This window comes from Bacillus sp. AR2-1, from assembly GCF_008368755.1.
Classification (GTDB): Bacteria; Bacillota; Bacilli; order Bacillales; family Bacillaceae_G; genus Bacillus_A; species Bacillus_A wiedmannii.
The window spans coordinates 53449-76908 of sequence record NZ_QORY01000040.1 but is presented as its reverse complement, the minus strand read 5'-3'; the positions used below and the strand labels follow the sequence as shown (position 1 = coordinate 76908).

At 34.9% G+C, this 23460-nt stretch carries 22 protein-coding genes; 5 read left to right on the top strand and 17 right to left on the bottom strand.

What is annotated here, in order from left to right; genetic code table 11:
* Positions 1-21: 21 nt before the first annotated feature.
* Entirely contained in the window at positions 22-129 is a 108-nt protein-coding gene (locus tag DT250_RS30205) for a DUF3948 family protein (protein WP_000664237.1), read from the bottom strand.
* Between the two features lie 451 nt (positions 130-580).
* Between DT250_RS30205 and DT250_RS30200 the strand changes: the two genes are divergently transcribed.
* Complete coding sequence (locus tag DT250_RS30200) at positions 581-1453, top strand: Cof-type HAD-IIB family hydrolase (RefSeq protein WP_000766409.1); 873 nt, start codon at positions 581-583, stop codon at positions 1451-1453.
* Between the two features lie 37 nt (positions 1454-1490).
* Here DT250_RS30200 and DT250_RS30195 read toward each other — a convergent pair whose 3' ends face one another.
* The 6 genes from DT250_RS30195 to DT250_RS30170 form a co-directional block, all read right to left on the bottom strand.
* On the bottom strand, positions 1491-2456 hold the full coding sequence (locus DT250_RS30195; protein WP_001294493.1) for an ABC transporter ATP-binding protein: 966 nt from the start codon (positions 2454-2456) through the stop codon (positions 1491-1493).
* On the bottom strand, positions 2453-3433 hold the full coding sequence (locus tag DT250_RS30190; RefSeq protein WP_000030797.1) for an ABC transporter ATP-binding protein: 981 nt from the start codon (positions 3431-3433) through the stop codon (positions 2453-2455). Before DT250_RS30190 ends, DT250_RS30195 begins: the two co-directional genes overlap by 4 nt.
* 10 nt (positions 3434-3443) lie before the next feature.
* Entirely contained in the window at positions 3444-4367 is a 924-nt protein-coding gene (gene opp4C, locus DT250_RS30185) for an oligopeptide ABC transporter permease (RefSeq protein ID WP_000447957.1), read from the bottom strand.
* A 14-nt stretch (positions 4368-4381) separates the two neighbouring features.
* Complete coding sequence (locus tag DT250_RS30180) at positions 4382-5338, bottom strand: ABC transporter permease (protein ID WP_149214274.1); 957 nt, start codon at positions 5336-5338, stop codon at positions 4382-4384.
* 108 nt (positions 5339-5446) lie between these two features.
* A complete protein-coding gene (locus DT250_RS30175) occupies positions 5447-7174 on the bottom strand; it encodes an ABC transporter substrate-binding protein (RefSeq protein ID WP_141542687.1) in 1728 nt (575 codons plus the stop codon).
* A 233-nt stretch (positions 7175-7407) separates the two neighbouring features.
* Positions 7408-9108 carry an ABC transporter substrate-binding protein gene (locus DT250_RS30170; protein WP_097891757.1) on the bottom strand — a complete coding sequence of 567 codons (1701 nt, stop codon included), beginning with the start codon at positions 9106-9108 and terminating at the stop codon, positions 7408-7410.
* 237 nt (positions 9109-9345) lie between these two features.
* On the opposite strand from DT250_RS30170, the gene DT250_RS30165 reads away from it, so the two are divergent.
* Complete coding sequence (locus DT250_RS30165) at positions 9346-9543, top strand: hypothetical protein (protein ID WP_000369258.1); 198 nt, start codon at positions 9346-9348, stop codon at positions 9541-9543.
* 11 nt (positions 9544-9554) lie between these two features.
* Here the strand turns inward: DT250_RS30165 and DT250_RS30160 are convergent, their stop codons facing one another.
* The 7 genes from DT250_RS30160 to DT250_RS30130 form a co-directional block, all read right to left on the bottom strand.
* A complete protein-coding gene (locus DT250_RS30160) occupies positions 9555-10700 on the bottom strand; it encodes an ABC transporter permease (RefSeq protein WP_000758391.1) in 1146 nt (381 codons plus the stop codon).
* 12 nt (positions 10701-10712) lie between these two features.
* Positions 10713-11909 carry an ABC transporter permease gene (locus DT250_RS30155; RefSeq protein WP_000834531.1) on the bottom strand — a complete coding sequence of 399 codons (1197 nt, stop codon included), beginning with the start codon at positions 11907-11909 and terminating at the stop codon, positions 10713-10715.
* A gap of 15 nt (positions 11910-11924) precedes the next feature.
* Entirely contained in the window at positions 11925-12857 is a 933-nt protein-coding gene (locus DT250_RS30150) for an ABC transporter ATP-binding protein (RefSeq protein ID WP_097907653.1), read from the bottom strand.
* A gap of 138 nt (positions 12858-12995) precedes the next feature.
* The gene (locus DT250_RS30145; protein ID WP_097907654.1) at positions 12996-13652 is read right to left on the bottom strand and encodes a response regulator; all 657 of its coding nucleotides are present in this window, start codon (positions 13650-13652) and stop codon (positions 12996-12998) included.
* Complete coding sequence (locus tag DT250_RS30140) at positions 13649-14842, bottom strand: sensor histidine kinase (protein WP_149214273.1); 1194 nt, start codon at positions 14840-14842, stop codon at positions 13649-13651. Before DT250_RS30140 ends, DT250_RS30145 begins: the two co-directional genes overlap by 4 nt.
* A 149-nt stretch (positions 14843-14991) precedes the next feature.
* Positions 14992-16872 (bottom strand): ribosomal protection-like ABC-F family protein, encoded by a 1881-nt coding sequence (abc-f, locus tag DT250_RS30135; RefSeq protein ID WP_149214272.1) that lies wholly within the window; start codon positions 16870-16872, stop codon positions 14992-14994.
* Between the two features lie 124 nt (positions 16873-16996).
* A complete protein-coding gene (locus DT250_RS30130; RefSeq protein ID WP_046956655.1) occupies positions 16997-17131 on the bottom strand; it encodes an RAxF-45 family protein in 135 nt (44 codons plus the stop codon).
* Between the two features lie 421 nt (positions 17132-17552).
* Between DT250_RS30130 and DT250_RS30125 the strand changes: the two genes are divergently transcribed.
* Both DT250_RS30125 and DT250_RS30120 read left to right on the top strand, forming a co-directional pair.
* Positions 17553-17681, top strand: coding sequence for a hypothetical protein (locus tag DT250_RS30125; RefSeq protein WP_002006681.1), 129 nt, complete (start codon positions 17553-17555; stop codon positions 17679-17681).
* 134 nt (positions 17682-17815) lie between these two features.
* A complete protein-coding gene (locus DT250_RS30120; protein WP_255450538.1) occupies positions 17816-18610 on the top strand; it encodes a DUF4931 domain-containing protein in 795 nt (264 codons plus the stop codon).
* An 11-nt stretch (positions 18611-18621) separates the two neighbouring features.
* Here the strand turns inward: DT250_RS30120 and DT250_RS30115 are convergent, their stop codons facing one another.
* Complete coding sequence (locus tag DT250_RS30115; protein WP_048542991.1) at positions 18622-19155, bottom strand: transglycosylase SLT domain-containing protein; 534 nt, start codon at positions 19153-19155, stop codon at positions 18622-18624.
* A gap of 250 nt (positions 19156-19405) precedes the next feature.
* On the opposite strand from DT250_RS30115, the gene DT250_RS30110 reads away from it, so the two are divergent.
* Complete coding sequence (locus tag DT250_RS30110) at positions 19406-21055, top strand: DUF2334 domain-containing protein (protein ID WP_149214270.1); 1650 nt, start codon at positions 19406-19408, stop codon at positions 21053-21055.
* 35 nt (positions 21056-21090) lie between these two features.
* Here the strand turns inward: DT250_RS30110 and DT250_RS30105 are convergent, their stop codons facing one another.
* Both DT250_RS30105 and DT250_RS30100 read right to left on the bottom strand, forming a co-directional pair.
* Entirely contained in the window at positions 21091-22596 is a 1506-nt protein-coding gene (locus tag DT250_RS30105) for a DL-endopeptidase inhibitor IseA family protein (RefSeq protein WP_149214276.1), read from the bottom strand.
* Positions 22597-22691: 95 nt separating this feature from the next.
* Positions 22692-23456 (bottom strand): TatD family hydrolase, encoded by a 765-nt coding sequence (locus tag DT250_RS30100; RefSeq protein WP_149214269.1) that lies wholly within the window; start codon positions 23454-23456, stop codon positions 22692-22694.
* Between the last annotated feature and the right edge of the window lie 4 nt (positions 23457-23460).

The following is a 23460-nucleotide window of genomic DNA, read 5'->3' as shown; positions in this document are numbered from 1 at the left end:
TCTTTTATTACAAAACTTCTATTATACTAATACGCTTGATAGAAATACGATTAATGCCGTTAATACTACTGCTCCACTTGCTGATCCTACGAAGTCACCTTTTGTTACTTGTAATACTTGCTCTTTCATTTTGCATTCTCCTCTCTTTTTCTTAATTATCTATATGTAACTTCTAATAAATGTTTATTTCATAGATTTTATGTTAGCGTTACATTAAAGTTATTAACGTAACGTTTGTAACATTAATGTAACATAACTATTGTTACGTTGCAATATAATTACGTAAATTTTATTACACTTTTTTTACGTTTTTTATAAACACCCTTAAAAACCCTGTTTTAATGCACTTTCTACTAAGTTGACGTTTGTAATGTTATTGTAATATTACAGTCATATAACGAAACACCCTCATACCTACCTCTATTTTTGTTACAAATTAAAGTGCATATTCAAAGTAATAAGATGGCGCCTATCAACTTTTTACTGACGGTTCACGCAAGATAAAATACGATCTTTCCAAGATAAGTTTATATGTTTCCTCTATATAACTATGTATAATAAAAGCAAAGAGGTGGTCATTTTGAAATTAATCGCATTAGATATGGATGGTACGCTACTATCATCTAATCTTGAAATCTCCAAGGAGAACTTACAAGCTATCCAAACTGCAAAAGAGGCTGGTCATATAGTCATGATTTGTTCTGGTCGTGCAAAAGAGGATGCTTTAAAATTATTGGAAGAATATAAACTATCTCTTCCAGTTGGAGCGAGCAATGGGGCAATTGTTTATGTGGATGGAAAAGTAATTAACTCGCGTTGTTTACAAAACGATAAAGTATACAAGCTTGCAAAATTACTAGAATCTGAAGGTTTTCCTTATAAGCTATATACGAATAAAGGAGTTTATTCTCCATATACATGGCAAGATCAAGTCATGCAAGCGTTCGAAGAAAACAAGCATGCACTAGATGTTACACTTGAAGAACTTGAAAGAATTACAGAAAAACAAAAGAAATCAAACTTAATTACTGATTTCCAAAAAATCGAAGATGTTGTAAATAATCCAGAATTAGAAATATCTAAATTCTTCATTTTGACATTTAATGCAGCGCATCGTGCACAGCTATTAAGCATGTTACAAGAAGACACTGATATTTCAGTTACAGCATCAGCTCCTACTAATGTAGAAATTATGGATAAGCACGGTCATAAAGGGAACGGTCTACAAGAAATGGCTGCTTATTTCAATATACCAATTGAAGATACTATTGCGATCGGGGACAACTTTAATGATGTGCCAATGTTACAAGTAGCTGGCTTATCAGTTGCAATGGGAAATGCTGAAGAAGATGTAAAAAAACTATGTGATGTCGTAACATTAACAAATAATGAGCATGGTGTTGCTCACGCAATCGAGAAATTTGTATTGAAACAAACTTCATCTAGTAAATAAAAAAAGGACTCTTTCAATTTGAAAGGGTCCTTTTCTTTTATACATGATGACAAGCAACAAAATGCTCTTCACCAACATTACGGAATTCTGGTACCGTTTGTTTACAAATATCTGTTGCAAACGGGCAACGTGTATGAAAGCGACAACCCGAAGGTGGATTTGCTGGACTTGGAATATCACCCTCTAGTATAATCCGCTCTCGCTTCACTGTTGGATCTGGTATTGGCACAGCTGATAACAATGCTTTTGTATACGGATGCAGTGGGTTCGTAAATAACTCATCACGCGGCGCTGTTTCCACAATCGTTCCTAAATACATAATTCCAATTTTCGTACATAAGTGCTCTACTACGCTTAAATCATGAGAAATGAACAAATAAGATAGTCCCTTTTTCTCCTGTAACTCACTAAATAAATTAATGATCTGTGCTTGAATAGATACATCTAGTGCTGCCACAGGTTCGTCAGCTACTATAAATTCCGGATTTAATACCATAGCTCTTGCGATAACGATACGCTGACGTTGTCCACCAGAAAACTCATGAGGATACCGGTCAATATGATATGGGGCTAAGCCACATAACTCTAATACTTCTGTCACTTTTTCACGAACATTTTCTTTCGTCGCTAGTCCGTGAGCCAACATCGGCTCGCCAAGTGCTTCTCCAATCCTCATTCTCGGATTTAATGAGCTAAATGGATCTTGAAACACAAGCTGCATATTAGGACGATGTTTTCTCAATTCCTCTTTTGATAGAGAATGAACATCGTGTCCTTTAAACTTCACTTCTCCCTCCGTTTTTTGAACGAGACGTAAAATTGTTTTTCCTATCGTCGTTTTTCCGCTTCCTGATTCACCAACGAGACCGAACACTTCGCCTTTATTAATAGTAAAACTTACTCCATCAACTGCTTTCACATGTCCAATCGTTCTACTAAATATGCCGCCTTTAATTGGGAAATATGTTTTTAAGTTTTTTACTTCTAATAATGGTTCACTCATTGTCCCGCACGCTCCTCATATAACCAGCAAGCTACTTTATGATTCTCATCATGTACATTCAGATTTGGCGCTTCTTCTTTACATATTTCCATACAATGCTCACAACGACCGCTAAAGTAGCAAAATTCATCCAAACCAACTAAATTAGGAACCTGCCCTGGAATAGAATATAATTTATCTATTCGTTTTCCCATCACTGGTTTTGATTTCAACAACCCTTTCGTATACGGGTGTTTCGGATTTTGGAATATTTCTAGTACTGGTGCCTCTTCAATAACTTTCCCGCCATACATAACGACAACGTAATCAGCCATCTCAGCTACAACGCCTAAATCATGTGTAATTAATAAAATGGATGTTTTAAATTCTTCTTTTACTTGTCTTAATAAGTCTAATATTTGAGCTTGAATCGTAACATCAAGAGCCGTTGTCGGTTCATCCGCAATTAATAACTTCGGATTACAACTAAGTGCAACAGCAATCATAATACGTTGTAACATGCCACCACTCAGTTCGTGCGGATAAGAATGAACGATTTCATCCGCACGAGCTATACCAACTTTACGAATTAACTCAATTGCCTTCTTATACGCTTCATTTTTGCTAAGTAATTCATGCTCTCTTAACGTCTCTACAATTTGTTCACCTACAGTGAAGACAGGATTTAGCGATGTCATCGGTTCTTGGAAAATCATCGCAATATCATTTCCTCGTAAACTACGAAGCTCTTTCTCTTTCATTCCTAAAAGACTTTTTCCTTCATATAAGATATCTCCACCTACTACACTGCCTGATTCAGCAATAAGTCCCATAATAGATAAAGCTGTTACACTTTTCCCGCAACCCGATTCGCCTACAACACAAACCGTTTCACCTTCTCGAACTGTAAAACTAACATGATTCACAGCCTTTACTGTTCCTTCTTCTGTCTGAAAGTGTGTTTGTAAGTCTTTCAGCTCTACTACCGCTTTACTCATACCTTCTCACCTACCGTCTCATCTTTGGATCTAACGCATCACGAAGTGCATCACCAAGTAAATTAATTGATACAACTGTTATAAAGATTGCGAAACCAGGCGGAATCCATAACCACGGCCGCTTTTGGAAATCAATTAATGAGTTAGCTGCGCTAATCATATTCCCCCATGATGGTGTAGGTGGGACGACGCCGAGACCTAAGTAACTTAGCGCGGATTCACTCAAAATTGAACCTGCAACACCCAAAGTTGCTACAACAATAAGCAACGGAAAGACGTTAGGAATTAAATGATGAATAATTTTCCGAGAATCCTTTAATCCTAATACATCTGCTGCTTGCATAAAGGCTTGCTCCCGCAATGTTAAAATTTGTCCTCTCACAAGCCGGGCAAGTCCTGGCCATCCTACTAAACTTAAAATAATCATTACAACATATAAACGGTATTCCGATGGTAATTTCCATTCTGATAAAATTGCTCCCATTATAATAAGTAGCGGTAATCCCGGGATGGACATTAACACATCCGCAACACGCATAATTAAATGATCTACAACCCCTCGATAAAAACCAGCAATTGCTCCTAATAAAGCTCCTAGTATAACGGATAATAGCATCGACGCTAAACCAATTGTTAATGAAATACGCCCTGCTTGCATAAGTCTAGTTAAAATATCCCGTCCCAACTGGTCTGTTCCAAGCCAATGTGACAGGCTGGGTGGTTTATTAATTTGTGTTACTTGTACTTTCCCATCAGCATACGGCGAAAAGATTGGACCGATAAAACTAAATAAAAACATAAATATTAAAACGTATAAGCCACACAGTGCCATCTTATTTTTCTTAATTTTTTTATACGCTTGACGCCATGGTGATGATTCATTTCTCTTTTTTCGTTCTTTCTTTTTCTCTATTATTGGTGTAATAGTCTCCATATCTTTCCCCCCCCTTACTTCAATCGAATTCTTGGATCAACAAACGCATATACAATATCAGCTAAGAAATTAGCCATAATTGTTAAACAAGAAAGAAACATTGTAAAGGCCATTAATACCGTATAATCACGGAAGTTTAATGCTTCTAATTGAATACTCCCAATCCCAGGCCAATTAAAAATCTGTTCAATAATAATCGCTCCTGAAAATAAACCAGGTAATTCAAAAGCAAGTAATGTAATTGCTGGCAAAATTGCATTTTTCAATGCATGTTTATAAATAACGGTTCTTTCTTTTAAACCTTTTGCACGAGCAGTACGAATATAATCTTGCCTAACAACATCCAACATGCTAGTTCTAAAATATCGTGTTAATGATCCTACACCAAGAAGCGTTAAAATAAATACAGGTAGAATCATATGACGTAATACTTCTAATATGTATGCTATTCCTGTTGAGTTACTTCCAATATCAATCATGCCACCAATAGGTAATAACTTTAAATCAACTGCTAATAATTTAATTAAAAATAATCCGATAAAGAATGATGGAAATGACATTGCTGCAAAGACAACGATTGTTACCAATCTATCAAACCAAGAGTGCTGCTTTGTTGCAGAAATAACCCCAATAATAAGAGCAATAATCCAAGTGAAAAATAAAGCTGCAACAGCAACGATAAATGTATTCCAAATAAATTTATTAAGTAATGAAGTTACAGGTTCTTGATACTGTAGAGAAAATCCAAAATCACCATGCAAAGCATTCACTAACCATTGAAAATATCTTTCAATAATTGGTTTGTTTAAGCCATACAATTCCCTTAACTCTTGAGCTCTCTCTGGTGTTAACTTAGGATTTGAATCAATATAATCCCCCGGCAAAAGTGCAAATAAGAAAAAAATAATAATAGATGTACCAAACAATGTAGGGATCATTTGAAGGAACCTACGAACGATATATGTTTTCACCTTTTGTCTCCCCAATCCTATTTACTTAAAAATAGAAGAACATTTTTTCAAAACAGCTACTATCCCATCGCTGTATGAAAAAACGCCTTCTATTATTTAGGTCAACCCTTATTGTTCAATAGATAACACTGGTAAGTTGGAACTAATGCTATCGTACTTTTCTGGATCAATTCCTTTTATACGTGCATTATGAGCATAAAGTAGTTTACGATAGTTTAATAAAATAACTGGTGGATCATCACTTAACTCTTTATACAGTTCTTTATAAATTGCTTTACGTTTTTCAATATCTGTCGTCCCTATACCTTTTACAATCAAGTCATCTACTTTCGGGTTGTTATAACCCGTATCACTTTTTGGATTAGTTGATAAGTAATCACTTACAACTTCACTTGGATCACTAATTCCTGGTGTTGAAACTGCCGCTAAATCGTAGTCACCTTTTCCTACTTTTGAAAGCATCGTATTAAAGTCCATCAACTCTGGATTTAATTCAACACCGATTTCTTTGTAACTTTCTTTTGCAATTGGAATAAAGATATCATTTGTTTTACCTGTATTTGATGCGTAGTATGTTAATTTTAGTTTTTGACCATCTTTTTCACGAACCCCGTCAGAACCTACTTTCCAACCAGCCTCATCCAATAATTTTTTAGCCTTTTCTACGTCGTGTGGATATTTATTAATACCTTCTTCTGTATATGCCCATGAAACTGGCGCAATTGGTACGTTAGCAACAGATCCATATCCTTGTAAAGCTGTATCCACATACTTCTTACGGTCTAATCCATAAGTAAGTGCTTGACGTACCTTCTTATCTTTCAAATACGATTTCTTATTATTTACATAGATATAAGCAATATCACTTGATGACTCAAGATTAATATTTGCAAACTCTAATCCTTTTAATTGGTCTATATTCTCAGGATTTGCTCTAAATCCACTATAGTCCAGTTCACCTGTTTGGAATAATTGGAATCCAGTATCACCTGATGTGATTTTGTAAATAAAGTTTTTGATTTTTGGTTTACCTGCATAATAATTTTCATTAGCAACAAAGCGTACTTCTTGACCTGGAACATATTTTTCAAATTTATATGGACCCGCTGCAATTGGTTGCCCATATAATGCTTTTAAATAGTCTAAACTTGTATTTTGTTTATAATCTTTTCCATAATAAGCTTTTGATAGCACTGGGCCACCTAAATTAGTTAGCGCCTGTGAATTAACTTTTTCAGTTGTAATTTTAATTGTCTGTGGATCAACAACTTGAATTCCTTCAATAGAAGTTGCTTTTCCTTCTTTATATTCTTTTCCACCTTTAACAGCATACTGGGCAATATCCATTCCACCTTCATACGCTTTATCATGAAGTAGTGTTAATGTAAATGCTACGTCCTCCGCCGTTAAAGGCGAACCATCACTAAATTTTAGGTTTTTACGTAAATGGAATGTATATGTTAACTGGTCAGCAGAAATATCCCATTTTTCTGCAAGATCCGGAATAGGTTTACTTTGTTTGTCTGTTGCTACTAGTGACGCAAAAATAACAGATGTTACATTTCCATCCCAACCATTCTCTTGGAAATATGGAAGGAAAACTCCCCCTGGCTTAGAAATGGCTGTAATAAAAGTATCTTTTCGCTGATTTGCTTTCTCTGGACTTTTCTTTTTATCTGTAGCTGGAATTGATTCAATCTTAGCGTCTTTTAAATCCTGCTTTTTTACCGGTTCTGTAGAAGCCGTATCTTCCTGTCCCCCACAAGCAGATAACACAAGCGAACTACTCAATAATACTGAAAATACACCAGCCCATTTTTTTGTCTTTTTCTTCATTGTCCCCACCCTAACTTTTTTAATAATTAAACCTTATGAATTGCTTGCCTTATGTATGCCTCCCACAGCAATATTTTATAGTCAATCGGAAAAGTCGGTTTTAATCGTAAAAAAATAGATGTTTTTGAGGGGTAACAATCCTATTCCGACCTTTCCGGTAGACTTTATGGTTATTAGCTTATATCGTCAGTTATATTTTGTCAATTCTTTCTAAATAAATATTTTGAAAATTTTTATTCTATCTTTAATTTAGGTAAACTTAATAAAATACCGTTATAGTTATCTTCTTGTAATCCTTGAATTCGTGCATTATGTGCAGACACCACTTTGCTATTATTCAAGAAGATTACAGGCGGGTCTTCACTTAATTCTTGATATAACTTTTTATAAATTTCTTTTCGCTTTTCAATATCCAACGTTTCTAATGCCTGCTTAGCTAATTCATCTACTTTCGGATTATAATATCCATCATAATTTCGTTTACTTGTTGAAACAAACTCTTCAATCGTTCCGCTCGGATCATCAATCATTGGCGTAGATACCATCGCTAAATCATAATCACCTTTTATCACTTTTGAAATCATCGTATTAAAGTCCATATATTCTGGGTTAAACTCTACACCCAACTTTTTATAATCTTCTTTCATCACAGGAATCATTACATCATTTATTTTACTTGCTGATGAGGCAAAATAACTTACTTTCAATTTTTGTCCATCTTTTTCACGAATTCCATCCGAACCCGCTTTCCATCCAGCCTCATCCAGTAATTTCTTCGCCTTCTCTAAATTATACTCATATTTATTAATGCCCTCTTCTGTATACGCCCATGAAACTGGCGTAATCGGTACATTAACGAGTGACGCATATCCTTGGAAATACGTATCAATAACCTTTTGACGCTCTAATCCGTAAATAAATGCTTGGCGGACACGTTTATCTTTAAAGTATGGCTTCTTATAATTCATTTTAATGTAGCCATAAGAGCTTCCTGTATACACATTAATATTAGCAAAACCTAAATCTTTTAATTGCTCAATGGTCTCCACGTTTGTCGTAAAACCATCATAATCTACTTCTCCTGCTTGAAATTGTTGTAACTTCGTATCACCCTTTGTAATTTTATAAATAAAGTGCTCAATCTTCGGTTTTCCTTCAAAATAATTTTCATTTGCTACAAATCGAACCTCTTGACCAGGAATATATTTATCCAATTTATAAGCTCCTGCTCCCACCGGCTTTCCATATAACTCTTTTAAGTACTCCAAGTGTCCTTGTTTATACTCTCTCCCATAATAAGCTTTAGATATAACTTCTCCACCGATTAATGATAATGTTTGAGCATTTACCTTTTCAGTCGTAATCGTAATTGTTTTCGGATCAATAATTTGAATTCCTTCAATAGAGGTTGCCTTTCCTTCTTTATAAGCTTGCCCACCTTTTATTGCTGTTTGGCTTATATCAGTCGCACCACTATAAGTTGGATCATGTAATAACGTTAATGTAAATGCTACATCATCTACAGTTAACGGTGAACCATCACTAAACTTTAAATCATCTTTCAAATGGAATGTATATGTAAGCTGATCCTCCGAAATCTCCCACTTTTTCGCTAATATTGGAATTGGCTTTCCTTCCTTATCCAGCCCAACAAGGGGCGCGAAGATAGCCTGCGTTATGTTACCATCCCATCCATTCTCCATAAAGTGCGGAAGGAATATCCCTCCAGGACTTGGCATTCCAACTACAAAAGTATCTTTTCTTTCTTTTACTTTTGTAGGACTTTTTGCTTTGTCGCTTGCTTTAATAAATTCATCTTTTACTTTTGGTACGTTCCCGGCTTCATTTGTACTTGCTTCCTCTTGACCACATCCGGCTAGTAATACCGATACACTAAGAAATGTAGCAAGTGCTCCTTTAAAAGTATTTTTCATTGCCCTCTCACCTTTACCTTCCTAATTTTTATCGATGCAGGAGCATAGGCCTCCTCCCTGTAGCTATCTTTATTTTTCCTATAAAAATAGTATGAATTAATTTCAAGATTATTCCTTTCCTTTAAACATGTCAATCGTTCTCTTTTATTTCGTATTAAAAAATTAAAAATTCACTTCTATTCGTTCAGTATGAAACATAGAATACTAATAACCAATTACCAAAAAGGGGGCGAAAACATGGACAACCTATTCCAATACGTCCTGCACTACGTATTATTAACAATTATGATAGTCGGGGCTCTATTACTATTCCCATTCTTCCCAAAGTTCGTCCTCTTTTTAGCTTTTTTTATTATGCTCGGGATCGCTATTATCATTTCAACAAGGGAAGATACGACACAAAAAGAAAACAGAGTTCAGCGTGTAAAGCTGTAACTCTGTTTTTTTCAGTCGTAACGTATTCTTGTTAAACTAATTATGAAAAAGACCCCTGCAAATAAAATGAGTATACCAATATATCCTCCTATATCTGCCAAGGTACCTCCCCTTACAATTAACTCCGTAAAGCCACGCATCGCCCAAGTTTGTGGAACAAAGTTTGCTACTGTTTGCATCCATGCTGGTTCAATTTCAATCGGCCAATAAAGACCACCAATCATGCATGTTGAAATCACAACGATATTTCCTAACGCTGACTGTTGTTCTGTTGTTTTTACGATGCTTGCTAATAATAAGGCTATACCAATGACAGCTAATAATAATACGGAAACGAGTATAATAACCCCTAATAAATTTCCCCACTGCACATCAAATAAGGAGTGCGTTAATATCATTAAAACACCGAATTGAATCCAACCTATTAAAAAGAACGATAGGATATACCCTGCTAATATTTGAACTTTTGAAACCGGCGTTCCTAATAAACGAGACCAAACACCAAGTTGTCTAGCTTTCAAAATAGTCCCCGTCGCACTTAACATAACAATCATAACGAATAGAATTGAAAAGCCTGCCGCTCGTCCTGTAACGTCATTTAACTTTTGATCATCATGTGAAATTGACTCTTTTTGAATCGAAACAGGTTCTACTTTTGTATAAATTTCTTTATACATTGTTTCCCACGAAGTGTTACTTTTCTTCTCAAAATCTCTCGCTGCGCTAACTTCTATCTCCATTTTTTTTAACGTACTTGCCAATACTTGCTCTACAGAAGTTCCACCAGTAAAATCAGCACTGGCTTGAAACTGAATACTTTCTATCCTTCCATCTAGCATACTCTTTTGAAAGTCTTTCGGAATAATAACTATGCCGGATGATTTTTTGTTTTCAATCTTCTGTTTTCCTTCCTTATACGTTACCTTCTCTATAGAAATTAAGTCACTTTTCTTTATGTCCTCGTAATACTTGCTAGATAATACAGAACCATCTTCATCTACTAAGCTAACATTTACTTTCGTATTCCCACTTCCACCTAAAAGGCCGCCGAAAATGAGTGTAAAAATAATAGGCATTCCAAACATGAGTATATAACTTTGTGGTTTTATTAAAATTTGTTTTAACTCTAGCCAACAAAGTGCCCAAACCTTCTTCATCATTTCCCCCTCCTATCTCGTACGTAAACGTAATGTTCCTATCATAACGGAGACAATTCCCGCACTACATAAACTAAAAATAACAGGGAGTAGCACATCCCAAGGTGTTCCCGACATAATATTTAAGAAACTTGTAAGTGCCCATTTATTCGGAGCAACATTCGCAATGGTTTGAAGTGTATCAGGGAATACATAAATCGGTAACATCGATCCCCCTAATATAGCGAGTATTTGAATACCGATTCCTCCCATTACATCTGCCGTTTTTTCCTCACGAATAAAAGCTGCAATTAACATAGATAAACCAGAAACACAAATTGCATAAGAAATTCCCACCGCTACTATTTGGGACAAGTCTCCGCCCCATTCCACTTGAAACATAAAGTGTGTAGCAACTATAAACATTCCTAATTGTATACAAGCAAATAATAATGTACCTAAAAACTTCCCGAATAAAATTGAAAATGAGCTCGTCGGTGTACTGAACAAACGCGCCAATGTTTCAGTTCGTTGCTCTGTTACAACTGACTTTGCACCTACTGTTATGTTATATAGTAAAAACATGACTAACATCGCCGCTGCATAATATTGCATCGCTGCAACTGTTTTTTTACCTATCGTTCCTTTTTCAATGTTATTTGCACCCGAAGTTGCTACTGTTTGTAAATCTCCACTCACTTCTTTTGCAACTTGTTCCACATTACTATGCTGAGACTTTGCTAATTCCGTCACAACACTTTTAGTAGATACCGCAACTGTTTGAACACGCTCTGAAAAAGAACGGATCATTGATTCAGCGATTTTCGCTTGTATATCTTTTGATGGGTCTATAAAAACCTTTGGTTCTTTTAATTTTCCATCTTGTACTTGTTCGCTCCATTTATTTGGGATGACAATTCCCACATCGATTTTCTTTTCCTTTAACATACCTTCAAGCTCTTCCTGAGAATTAACTATCTTTACTTTCACATCATCTTTTAATTCTTTAGATTGCAATACGTCTTTTTGAAAGACATCTGCGAACTCATCAGTTCCTACTTGATAATAGCCAATCACTGTTTTTGGTAGTCCACCATTATCAAATATATTACTTAACGCTGAACCTAAAATCGCTGTTAATAAAAGCGGCATAATTAACATCATAATAAATCCACGCCGATCAATTAAACGTATTTTTAAATCTTTCCATGCAATAATAAAACTTTTCATCCCGCACTAACCTCCTTAATCACGAAGTGAACGTCCTGTTAATTGTAAAAAGAGTGCCTCTAAATTCGGTTCTTGCACTTCAAGCTTTAAAATCTGAGCGTTGTTCTCCACAACTACTGACACAACTGTACCAATGGAGTCGCCACCATTTAGTCCAATATCAATCGTACTATTATCTTCATCAAAAATAATTCGTTCAACAACAGATAGTGCTTTCAACTTTTGTAGCAATTCCGTACTATAACGATTTAATTGCAATCTCACTATAAACCCATCTGCCAGGCGATTACATAGCTCCCTTTTCGTTCCTAATGCAATTAACTTTCCATGATCAACAATTGCAATTCTTTCACATAAATACTCTACTTCTTCCATGTAATGACTCGTATAAATAACTGTCATCCCTTTTTCATTTAGCTTTTTAACAGTCTCTAAAATATGATTTCTCGATTGCGGATCAATCCCAACTGTCGGTTCATCCATAATTAACAATTCTGGCTCATGCATAAGTGCTGCACCAATATTAATACGCCTTTTCATTCCACCTGAAAATGTTTCAATTTTATCTTTTCCACGATCCTGTAAACCGACGTAAGCTAATACTTCCTCCGCTCGCTCTTTTGCAACTTTTCCATTTAAACCGTACATCTTTCCCCAAAAAACCAAATTTTCCTTCGCTGAAAGTGTCGGATACAACGCAATATCTTGTGGAACAATACCAATTTTCTTTTTCGCCTCTAATGGATATTCTTTTACAGATTTCCCACCAACTTTTATATCACCACTGTCGTATGAAATTAACCCACAAATCATTGATATCGTCGTTGATTTTCCCGCTCCATTTGGACCAAGCAATCCAAATGTTTCACCTTTTTTCACTTCAAAAGAAACATTCTTTATGATTTCCTTCTTACCAAATGATTTCGTAATATGATCTATGACTAACATACTGATTCAGCCCCTTTGTATTCATTTACAATTTCATTGTAGAAAAATTTCTTCTTTTCTCCATCACCCTTGAGATAGAAATGCAAAATAAAAAAGCAGCAAATTCTGCTGCTTTTTCACAATTATATATGCCAAAAGTCATGTGTACATCGTAATGCCATACCTTACTGCGTATATGGCTGCTTGCGTTCGATCTCTCAGTTCTAACTTACTAATTAAATTAGAAACATGATTCTTAACAGTTCCCTCTGTAATAAATAACTTTTCCGCAATCTCTTTATTATTTAACCCAAGTCCAATTTCCCTTAAAACATCTACTTCTCGCTCAGTTAATTGCGCTAATTGTCCTGGTGTGGTGCACTCTACTGCTACTTTTGTCTTTTTTAATTCTTTTATGATTTGCGCTGTTATATCCTGAGGAAGCACAGCCCCTCCACTATGCACCGTTAAAATCGCTTGAGCGATTGCATCTGTCTCCATGTCCTTCAATAAATAACCACTTGCTCCTTGCTCCAATGCTTCAAAGATAAGCTCACTATCACTAAAAGTCGTCAACATAAGTACCTTTATATGAGGGAACTGTTCTCTAACTAAACGTGTTCCTTCAACACCATTCATACGAGGCATCCGAATATCCATCAAAATAATTTCAGGATGTAGCTCTTTCACCTTTTGTATCACTTCGTCTCCATCTGTAGCAGTTCCCACTACTTCAAGTTCCTGACGTAAATTTAATAACATCGCTAAACCATCACGAATGAGTGATTGATCATCAACAATCATAATCCGAATCATACAGTTCCCCCTATTAACCACGTTTTCTCCTGAAGTGGAAATTCAATCTGTAACCGAAAGCCTTTTTCTATCTCACTCTCAAATTGAATAGTTCCACCATGTTCCTCTACTCGTTCTCTCATATTAAGTAAACCAAAACCCGGACTTACCTCGTTAACTCCCACGCCATTATCCAAAATACATAGTTTAACTTGTTTCGCCGAACAAGTTAAACTCACTTTACATAAACTCGCTTTGCCATGCCGCTTTGCATTTGTTAAAGACTCTTGCATAACCCGGAGCAGTGTAGGTTGTAGTGACAACGGAATCACAACCGGATCCCCTTGTAATTGAAAAGATACTTGTACTTTCGTCGCTTTAGAATATCCATGTAACATTTCACGCATATTCTCTATTATGTTCCCTAGTTTACCTTCTTCTTTTAAGGCATGTACAGACGCCCTCACCTCTTGAAGTGACTTCCTGGCTAGCCCATGACATGTATGTAAAACCTCTTCCGTAGCGTCCGAATTTTGTTTCCACAAAGCCTCTGCCAGTTGTAATTGGACAAGTAAGGCTGTCATATTATGACCGACAGTATCGTGAATTTCTCGGGCAATATCATTTCGCTCTCGAACGGCTGTCAATCCTTCTACCTCTTTGGCATATAGACGTAATTGTTCATGCGCTTCTTTTAGAGCTGTATGAGATAATGCTAATTCCTCATATTGCTCATCTACCATTTTCCGAGCAGCTGTAAGTTTTTTTATTAAATTTCCAGCTAAAGCACTAAAAACGATGAACATAAAATTAATGGCATTACTCTCCAATTCTAAACTACCTGTATGTTGATACGCATGTAATATATTTATAAGCCAACAAAGAAAGAAAAAAATAATAAAAAAGTACGTCATGCTTCTACGAAATTCATGAATAAATAGCCCTACTGCATCAATTCCAAATATAATTAAATATAAACATATCTCGGGAAATAAAAAACCTAATAAAGCTGTGACTATCCCATTCGCTAATATTGTATAAAAAACAAGTTTTTTACCTCCATTCACTTTTACTAGCAAAATGTGATTCACAATATAAATAAAAAGTGCTATACCCACAAAAAATTGCAAATGTGCTGTTTCACGTGAAACATGGTTTGCATAAACAAAACAGATCATGACGATTGTAGCAATTCGCGCGTATCCTAACATAAAATTCTCCTCACGTTTTAATAACCTAAAATATGTCTCTTTATTGTAACAACAAGAAAATTATACCAATTACTTCTCTTTTCTTACACAAAAAGAGCAAGCCCTCCTCAAAATATGAGAAAACAACTTGCTCTTTCATTCTAATTTCTTTACCCCACAATATTCTCTAACTCATTATATAACTCCGCTCGTAACAACTCTTTCTTCGTTTTTTCTTCATACAATTGCTCAAGCATTTCAACATCAACTACATGTTCCATCTTACACTCAAGCATATATATATCTTCTTCTACATGCATTAACTCCGTTTCAATATCCTCAACATTCCTAACTTCTTTCTTTTTTACAGGAGCTGTTGCCATACTTTTTCTTCCTTGGCGTTGCTGCTTTATTACTTGTTTCTCGAGCTTTTCTTCCCACTTTTGACGAGCCCATGCGTAGTTCCCTGCAAACTCAAATAATTTATGCTCATCAATCCAATACGTCTTTTCAAATAACTTATTTAAAAAATAACGATCATGTGAAACAGCTAAAATCGTCCCATTATATTGCTCAAGAGCTTCCTCTAAAACTTCCCTTGATTCAATGTCGAGATGGTTTGTCGGCTCATCTAAAATCAAAAAATTGATATCTTGATACATAAGTTGCGCAAGTCTTAATCTCATTTTTTCTCCACCGCTCAGTTGCGTTACTTTCTTAAACACCGCTGGACCATAAAATAAAAACTTAGCTAATATATGTCTCGCTTCTCCCTCTGTTACAGCTACATATTCCCTGAAAGCCTCTAATACATTACTCTTCATATTTCCGTACGCATGCTGTGATAAATAACCGATTTTCACACTACTACCAATTCGAATTTCTCCAGCGTCTGGTTTTATTTCTTCTAATAATAACTTTAGTAGCGTTGTCTTTCCTGTACCATTACGGCCAACGATCGCCGCACGCTCTTGAAAACGAACATGTAAATTCGCTTCGTTAAATAAAGGACGGCCAGCAAAACCTTTACTCACTTCTTTCATTAAAACAACGTCTTTCCCACTTCTCTCTTGCCCTTCAAACTGAAGTCCCATTTGTTTTCGTTCTAAAATAGGTTTCTTTAGTTTCTCTATACGTTCCAGTGCACGTTCCATACTTCTCGCTCTCTTATGCAATCCTTCATTCGGAGGATTCGCCTGATTTGCCCATTCACGTAGTCGCTTAATTGCTTCTTTCATTTTCTTTATTTTCTTTTGCTGTTCTTGATAAGCCTGAAACTCCTGAAGCAACCGTTCTTCCTTTTCGTCAACAAACTGAGAATAGTTCGTATGATACACGTGAATCTCTCCATCTTCTAAATCAAAAATCTTCGTTACAACTTCATCAAGGAAATAGCGATCATGTGAAATGACCATAACTGTTCCATTGTATTCTTTTAAAAATTGCTCTAGCCACTCTACGGCAAATAAGTCTAAATGATTGGTTGGTTCATCTAATAGAAGTAAATCTGGTTTCTGCAATAGCATGTATGCAAGACTTACCTTTGTTTGTTCCCCACCACTTAACTCCAAAAATGATCGTGGAAATAGTTCTGTCACCTGTAGACCATTTGCTACCTTCATCATATTCGCTTCTATTTCATAACCACCGAGAAACGCAAACTTTTCTTGGATTACTCCGTATCTCTCCATTAATTTTTGTAAAGCAGATGGTTCCCGTTCTTCCGCCATATTTTTTTCTAAAGCACGCATTTCTCTTTCCAATTCCTTTTCTGTTTTAAAAGCGGAACTCAATACATCATATACAGTCATACCCTCATCAAATTTCGGAATTTGTGCCACATGACCAATACGTGTACCTTTCTTCATATGAATGGCTCCTGCATCCAAACTTTCCATTCCAGTTAGAAGCTGAAAGATTGTTGTCTTCCCACTACCGTTACGACCAACTAATCCAACACGTTCACCATTCTTTATTTCAAGCGATATATTTTCAAATATGATGTTTCCACCAAAAGATTTCGTTACATTATTCACACTACAAATTGTCATTTTCCGTACTCCTTTCAATATAAAAAACCATGGGAAAGAAACATTCCCCATGGTTTTCGACATAGAAAAAGGAAGCCAAATAGCTCCCTTTTCACACGTTTATTAAAAATGGGTGAAGAGATTTCTATCGTTCAATAGCTACTATGCAATTGTTAAAAAAGGACAGACGTATCCCGTTAACAACTACATCATGAAAAATCGCACGACAAAAATAGATATAATCTAAAAATTTGGCACGTGCAGCTAAAGAACGTTTCATCTCATTCACCTCTTTCGTACGGAATTTAATACTTACTTCTTTATTATACTTTCCCATTTCATGTTTGAATAGTCATTTTTCTGAAAATAATGAAGATAGACTAAACATTTCAATAAGTGACATCAAATCTTACAAAACTGTTATGTTCACGTAATGGAAAGCGATAGTACGAAAAGATGCCTCCCTATACAATAAAGATGTAAACAAGAGAGCCAAACAAAAGGAGGAAACGATCATGATGAAAGAAATCGTAAAAGCAATCTTTGAGGTATTAGTGAACGGACAAGCAGTTGTAAAAGAACTAAATGAACTATAAAAAGGAGTGAAGGAATATGATGAACATGGTAAAAATGATTTTACATGCTCTAGTTGATGCAAAAGCAGTTAGCCAAGAATTAAACCAACAATAAAAAAGGGGTAAATGAATATGAAGAAAGCCATTATTGTAATCGCAAGTACAGCAATTGCCTTATACACAATAAAAAATAGAAAAAAGAAACATAATAAAAATGATTTATATTATCCATACACATTATTAAAGAAAAAATAAAAGACAAGGTACCCTATTGTAATGAGGATATCTTGTCTTTTATTTTTCCTATTCCTTTTAAAGGATTTCCTTCTCCTTTTCCCGAATGTATTAATCGGGATTTTTACACATATTTTAAAGGGGCATATATACAAATGGATACACAACAACTATACTTTTTAAACGATATTGGCAAACAAAAACCAGAAAGCATTCGGAATAGAAGCGCTGCATGTCCTTTTTGTGACAGAGAAAATTTAACGGATATTTTAGCAACTGAGGGCTCAATTATTTGGCTGAAAAACAAATTCCCTACATTAAAAGATACATTTCAAACGGTGCTAATCGAAACCGATAATTGTAAAGACCACATTGCAACATATACAGAAGAACATATGAGATCGCTAATTCGTTTCTCCATTAAACATTGGTTAGACTTACAGAAGAATGAAGAATTCACATCTGTGATTTTATACAAAAATCATGGTCCATTCTCAGGCGGGAGTTTGCATCATGCACACATGCAGATTATCGGAATGAAATATGTAGACTATCTCGGTAACGTAGAACAGGACAACTTCCGAGGAGTCATTGTACAAAAAAACGAACGCATTGAACTCAATATTTCAGATCGTCCTATTATCGGTTTTACTGAATTTAATATCATTATTGCAGATATTGGATACATAGATGAACTAGCAAATTATATTCAGCAAACTGTACGTTACATACTGACAGATTTCCATAAAGGATGTAGTAGTTATAACTTATTCTTCTATTACTTCAACGGAAAAATCATTTGTAAAGTTGTTCCTAGGTTCGTCGTTTCACCATTATATGTAGGATATAAAATACCGCAAGTTTCTACAAAACTAAAAGACGTGAAAATACAACTCGCGCAGTACTTCACGAGCGAAAAAGATGCAATTATTCATAAAAAAACAGAGTAGGTATAGAAAGCCTACTCTTTGATTACACCTTTATTTCGATAGTACACATCTTCTAATCCGATGTTATACTTCATGTTATTATCCGTCCACTCTGGCCCTAAATTTCCTGGCCATCCAGATGTATTTGCTACATATTTTAGTAATGCAAAATCAGTCAAACCTTTTTGCACCCCGCGCTTATATCCTTTCATTAAATGCGGCATTGCAATTTGCGCATTTGTGCGCGGATCTTTCAACTCTTCATCAGTTAAATGATCTGGTGCAAGCCCACCGCCACGGTGCAATTGAAACAGTCCGAATGAAGTTCCGTTATCTCCAATACTTCTTGGATTTAACCGGCTTTCATGTTCAGCAATTGTAAGAGGTATCCATTCTGGAAGATTGACTTTCTTTGCTTCCTCTATAATAATTTGTTTCATTTGTTTTGCTTCTTCTGAGTCAACATAGCTTGTCTCATTCACTAACTTGCCCATTCCTTCAGACTTTCCTTGGAAATATAAGTACACCCCAAGAACAACTAAAAATCCTACAAAGAATTTCTTCACTACCACTACCTCTTTCTCCGCTGAAATTTGTCCCCTTTCAGCCTTCCTCCCTTTACAATTACCCACATTCTATCATTCTCTTACCCTTTTATCATAGCAAATAACTATATATATTATCATCATGCTTTAGACCGATTTTGTGAAAAAACAGCTGGTAAATACGTGCAAAAATGTAACTTTCATAGACTACAACGTATTTTTTGTATATAATTTTAAATTGAACTCTACATATAGAATAGGAGCAGACCAAATGAAAAAGTGCATCATACTCTTGTTCAGCATTTTACTACTTATCCCTATCCACACCTCTGCACAAACATCATCAAAACCAAAAGTACTTGTTTTATACAGTACACAAGACGATAAAATTACAAATAATATTCAAATCCTTAATACTCAATTAGGACATTTTACAAACGATATAACTACGAAAAGTTTAAAAAAGGCTAATGAAATTACTAATTCATCTTCTTATACACATATTGTTTATATCGGTGAACAAAAAGAAGAGTTTCCTATTGAAACAAAGCAACTTCTAGAAAATTTCTCAGGCCCAATATTAGTTTTAGGACAAAATGTTGAACAATTATCTCATCGCTTTTCTTTCATTACCCTAAAGGCTGATGATATACGAGTTAATAAAATCGAATATCCAAGCCATAAGCTTAAAAACACTTTAGAAGAGGAACGATTGATTCAATCTTTTGATACAAATGGAACTGTTCTTGCTAACGCTGTAAGTTCAAATAGCAAGAACCCACTAATCGTTCAGCATGAAACATCTTATTACGTCGCAACGCCACACCTCTTTGACTGGATGTCTCATTACGTTGGTGAAATGTTATTTTCTTACTTTGGACAAAAGCCAACGACAAATAAAGTAGAGGCTTATTTGCGTCTTGAGGACGTTCATCCGGCCGCAGATATAAATCAATTAAAAGAAATTGCTGAATTACTAAAAGAGAAAAAGATTCCTTACATGATCACTGTTATTCCTGTATATAAAGATCCTGATACAGGAATAACACTGCATTTAAAAGATAAACCCGAACTAGTCGATCTTTTACGCTATATGCAAGATGATGGTGCAGCAATTATTATGCATGGTTATACGCATCAATTTTATGATAGTGAAACTGGGGAAGGTTTTGAATTTTGGGACGTAAAAACAGATCAACCAATTCGTCAACCGAAGCATGAAAAACCAAAAACAAAAGATGACTTCCCTAATATCGAAACATATAATGCATATGTAAAAAAAGGGGAAGAGTTTGAAGAAAAATATACGACCGATCATATTGAAAAAGGTATTCAAGAACTTGTAGATGCCAAACTATATCCTGTCGCATTTGAAGCACCTCATTACACGATGTCTCAAAAAGGATATGAAATATTATCAAGGTACTTTTCAACTTATGTAGGACAACTACAGTTAAGTGATACAACTTGGAAATCCATGCACTCACCATTCTATACAAGTACCCCATCATTTTTACACGGAATGAAATTAATGCCTGAAACAGTTGGCTTTATTGAAGAAGATAAGCCACATGCTATTGCAAAGATGAAAGAACGTGCTGTATCTGTTGCTAAATTATCCGATGGAGTTATTGGTGCATTCTATCATCCTTACTTAGGTGTGAAACCATTAAAAGAAGTATTAAAGGATCTAGAAAGCATTCCAAATATAGAATGGATTGATTTACAAAAAGAAGCAAATGAAGTGAAAATGCAACATATTCATATTACTACTAATAAAGACGGCATTCACGTTGAAAAACCAACAAGCGCAAGCGATGTAATGGATTATATAAAACAATATGGATTCTTCCTTATACTTGGTTTCTTCATCATTGTCTTTCTATTGTTATTAAGACGTGGGAAAAAATTAGAATCTTAATACAAAACCACCAAGCATTTTGCTTGGTGGTTTTTTTAACTTAAACTAAAACGTGGCATATTATTAATAACCCATTGATTATTTTCATAAATAAATTCAACTTCTACTTTTTCCGTTACATTATCATAGTCATTATACGTTTCTACCTGCGCTTTTATTTTTCCATCCTTTAACTCGGCAGAAATAATTTTTGTAAACTTAGTTGCTGCTTTTGATCCTGGATCTCCAATAGCATAGTGCATTTTTCCATTTAACTCTTTAATATACTTACTCTTCATATACTCTGCTATAAATGGTTTTGAGAAGTACGTAGATAGCGTAGTTTCTAAAGTATCCTTCGTATTATAAATAGGATTCACTAATTCCCCGTATGAAAAATCCCCTACTCGTTTTGGATTTCCTGTTAGTGCAGCCATTTGAACATTAGTAAGTTCCTTCTGTGCATTCCATACTTTCTGTAACATAACATCATCTGCTAATTTCTTATCTTTTTCTTCATTTGATTTCTTTGTATCTAGATTTAAAATAGTTCCATTATCCGTATAGAGATACATATCTCCTGCTACAAAATATAAATAGGATTTAGTTGGTTCAACCGCTTTATTATAAATTACTTTTTCATTCCCACCATTCATTTTCTTCTTATATACTCCATCCTTTTTTAAATAATAAAAAGTATCCCCTTTCACATTCATCTGCAAAGCATCCTTTACCAATAACTTTTCGTTATTTTGTTGAATGTCTATTTCATATATGCCATGCTCAGCTTCATTTGTTTCAAAAGGTAACGAAAAGTCGACAACAGCATATAATTTTTCATTATTATAAGTAGCACTAGATATTGTTGCATAATTTTCTTTTGACCAAGTTTTATTATCTTTTGTCACTTGCGTTCCACGATTTTTATTCCAATGTAGAATACTATCGTCTATCGTTTGAGACCAACCTGAGTTTTTAAATGCCGCTTCTTCTTCCTGCCCCGTTTTCAAATCCATTTTTACTATCCCTACAATATCAAAACCACCATGCTCAGAATATTTTTTCGGATAAAATAAAGTTTGATCTTTTATATAAACATAATTTGTATCCGCTTTTAACGTGTCTAGCTTTTTGTTAGATATATCATACTTCATTAAAGAAGATAATCCCGCATTCTTATCTTCATCCGTATGAATAAAATATAAAGCTTTGTTTTTTATATTTATGTAAGAAGCATTTACACCTTCCACTACACGTTCCGAAGTCTGAAATTGATCTTTCGTACGATAAATGCCTCCTGTATTTTTATCACTATTTACCGCATAGTAAATCCATCCATTACTCTCTACCATCTTCCCTTTATTAGAACTGTTTCCAACCGCATTCCCATTTTTCTCATTTTCTTTCATCTGTTTTTCAACTACTGGATCAATTTGTTCTTCCTTCTTTTCCTGTGTTGTGTTTGGATTTATAACCTTTTTTTCTGCCTCACACCCAAACGCTACAAGTGAAAGTGCACCGACCATCATTGTAATAGCTATTTTTTTATACGCTCTCCCCATTTTCTTCCCTACTTCCTTCATCAAATTAAACACATCATAAATTATAGAAAACATTAGAAAAAATATCCATAATAAAAAGAATAAGAGTAACTCTCCTATCCTTTCAAGTAAAATTGAATCGTATTTTCATATATCGTTTTCGCAACCTTATTAACAGATACGTTTTTTATAACACTAATTTCCTTTAATACCTCTCGAATCATTCTCGGATGCGTCATAACATCCTCGTGAAATTCCCACGGTCCATCTGTTTCTACCATCATATATTCAAGTGGATAATACGAAACAATTTTTCTAATTTTGTCCTTATGTAAAACATCTGGTGTGATAGAAATATAATAACCGTTCCTCATCATCCGTTTCATTGTTGTTTCACTTCCTTTAAACCAATGAAAGTGTGCACATGAAACTTTATATTTCTCTAGTAAATCACATACAATATCAGCATCTTCATACACTGCATGCAATATAATGGGTAAATCATATTTACTAGCTAGTTCAACAAATCGTTGTAACACTGATATATATGATTTGATAGTAATACGCTCATCTTCTTTTCTTAAATAATACGGTAAGCCTACTTCACCAATCGCAACTATGTCTTCTACATGCCCTTCAATTAATTTATAAATTTGCTCACATTCTTCTTTATGAATCGGTTGCTCCGGATGAAAACCTATTGCTGGATGTACAAAAGGATATCGCTTTGCTAAAGATAAAGTTTCTTTACATGATTGATAATTCATAGATACCGCGATAAGCCCCTGTATCTCTTTACTATGTTCCACATCTTTAAGTAATCTACTTTTTTCTTCATCCTTATATTGGTCAACATGTATATGACTATCAATCCATTTCATCTTT

What these genes read in the sequence shown, in the direction of transcription:
- DT250_RS30205 (WP_000664237.1), bottom strand. Translation starts at nt 129, where the DNA reads ATGAAAGAGCAAGTATTACAAGTAACAAAAGGTGACTTCGTAGGATCA.
- DT250_RS30195 (WP_001294493.1), bottom strand. Translation starts at nt 2,456, where the DNA reads ATGAGTGAACCATTATTAGAAGTAAAAAACTTAAAAACATATTTCCCA.
- DT250_RS30190 (WP_000030797.1), bottom strand. Translation starts at nt 3,433, where the DNA reads ATGAGTAAAGCGGTAGTAGAGCTGAAAGACTTACAAACACACTTTCAG.
- opp4C (WP_000447957.1), bottom strand. Translation starts at nt 4,367, where the DNA reads ATGGAGACTATTACACCAATAATAGAGAAAAAGAAAGAACGAAAAAAG.
- DT250_RS30175 (WP_141542687.1), bottom strand. Translation starts at nt 7,174, where the DNA reads ATGAAGAAAAAGACAAAAAAATGGGCTGGTGTATTTTCAGTATTATTG.
- DT250_RS30170 (WP_097891757.1), bottom strand. Translation starts at nt 9,108, where the DNA reads ATGAAAAATACTTTTAAAGGAGCACTTGCTACATTTCTTAGTGTATCG.
- DT250_RS30165 (WP_000369258.1), top strand. Translation starts at nt 9,346, where the DNA reads ATGGACAACCTATTCCAATACGTCCTGCACTACGTATTATTAACAATT.
- DT250_RS30160 (WP_000758391.1), bottom strand. Translation starts at nt 10,700, where the DNA reads ATGAAGAAGGTTTGGGCACTTTGTTGGCTAGAGTTAAAACAAATTTTA.
- DT250_RS30155 (WP_000834531.1), bottom strand. Translation starts at nt 11,909, where the DNA reads ATGAAAAGTTTTATTATTGCATGGAAAGATTTAAAAATACGTTTAATT.
- DT250_RS30150 (WP_097907653.1), bottom strand. Translation starts at nt 12,857, where the DNA reads ATGTTAGTCATAGATCATATTACGAAATCATTTGGTAAGAAGGAAATC.
- DT250_RS30145 (WP_097907654.1), bottom strand. Translation starts at nt 13,652, where the DNA reads ATGATTCGGATTATGATTGTTGATGATCAATCACTCATTCGTGATGGT.
- DT250_RS30140 (WP_149214273.1), bottom strand. Translation starts at nt 14,842, where the DNA reads ATGTTAGGATACGCGCGAATTGCTACAATCGTCATGATCTGTTTTGTT.
- abc-f (WP_149214272.1), bottom strand. Translation starts at nt 16,872, where the DNA reads ATGACAATTTGTAGTGTGAATAATGTAACGAAATCTTTTGGTGGAAAC.
- DT250_RS30130 (WP_046956655.1), bottom strand. Translation starts at nt 17,131, where the DNA reads ATGAAACGTTCTTTAGCTGCACGTGCCAAATTTTTAGATTATATCTAT.
- DT250_RS30125 (WP_002006681.1), top strand. Translation starts at nt 17,553, where the DNA reads ATGAATATGAAGAAAGCCATTATTGTAATCGCAAGTACAGCAATTGCC.
- DT250_RS30120 (WP_255450538.1), top strand. Translation starts at nt 17,816, where the DNA reads ATGGATACACAACAACTATACTTTTTAAACGATATTGGCAAACAAAAA.
- DT250_RS30110 (WP_149214270.1), top strand. Translation starts at nt 19,406, where the DNA reads ATGAAAAAGTGCATCATACTCTTGTTCAGCATTTTACTACTTATCCCT.
- DT250_RS30105 (WP_149214276.1), bottom strand. Translation starts at nt 22,596, where the DNA reads ATGGGGAGAGCGTATAAAAAAATAGCTATTACAATGATGGTCGGTGCA.
- DT250_RS30100 (WP_149214269.1), bottom strand. Translation starts at nt 23,456, where the DNA reads ATGAAATGGATTGATAGTCATATACATGTTGACCAATATAAGGATGAA.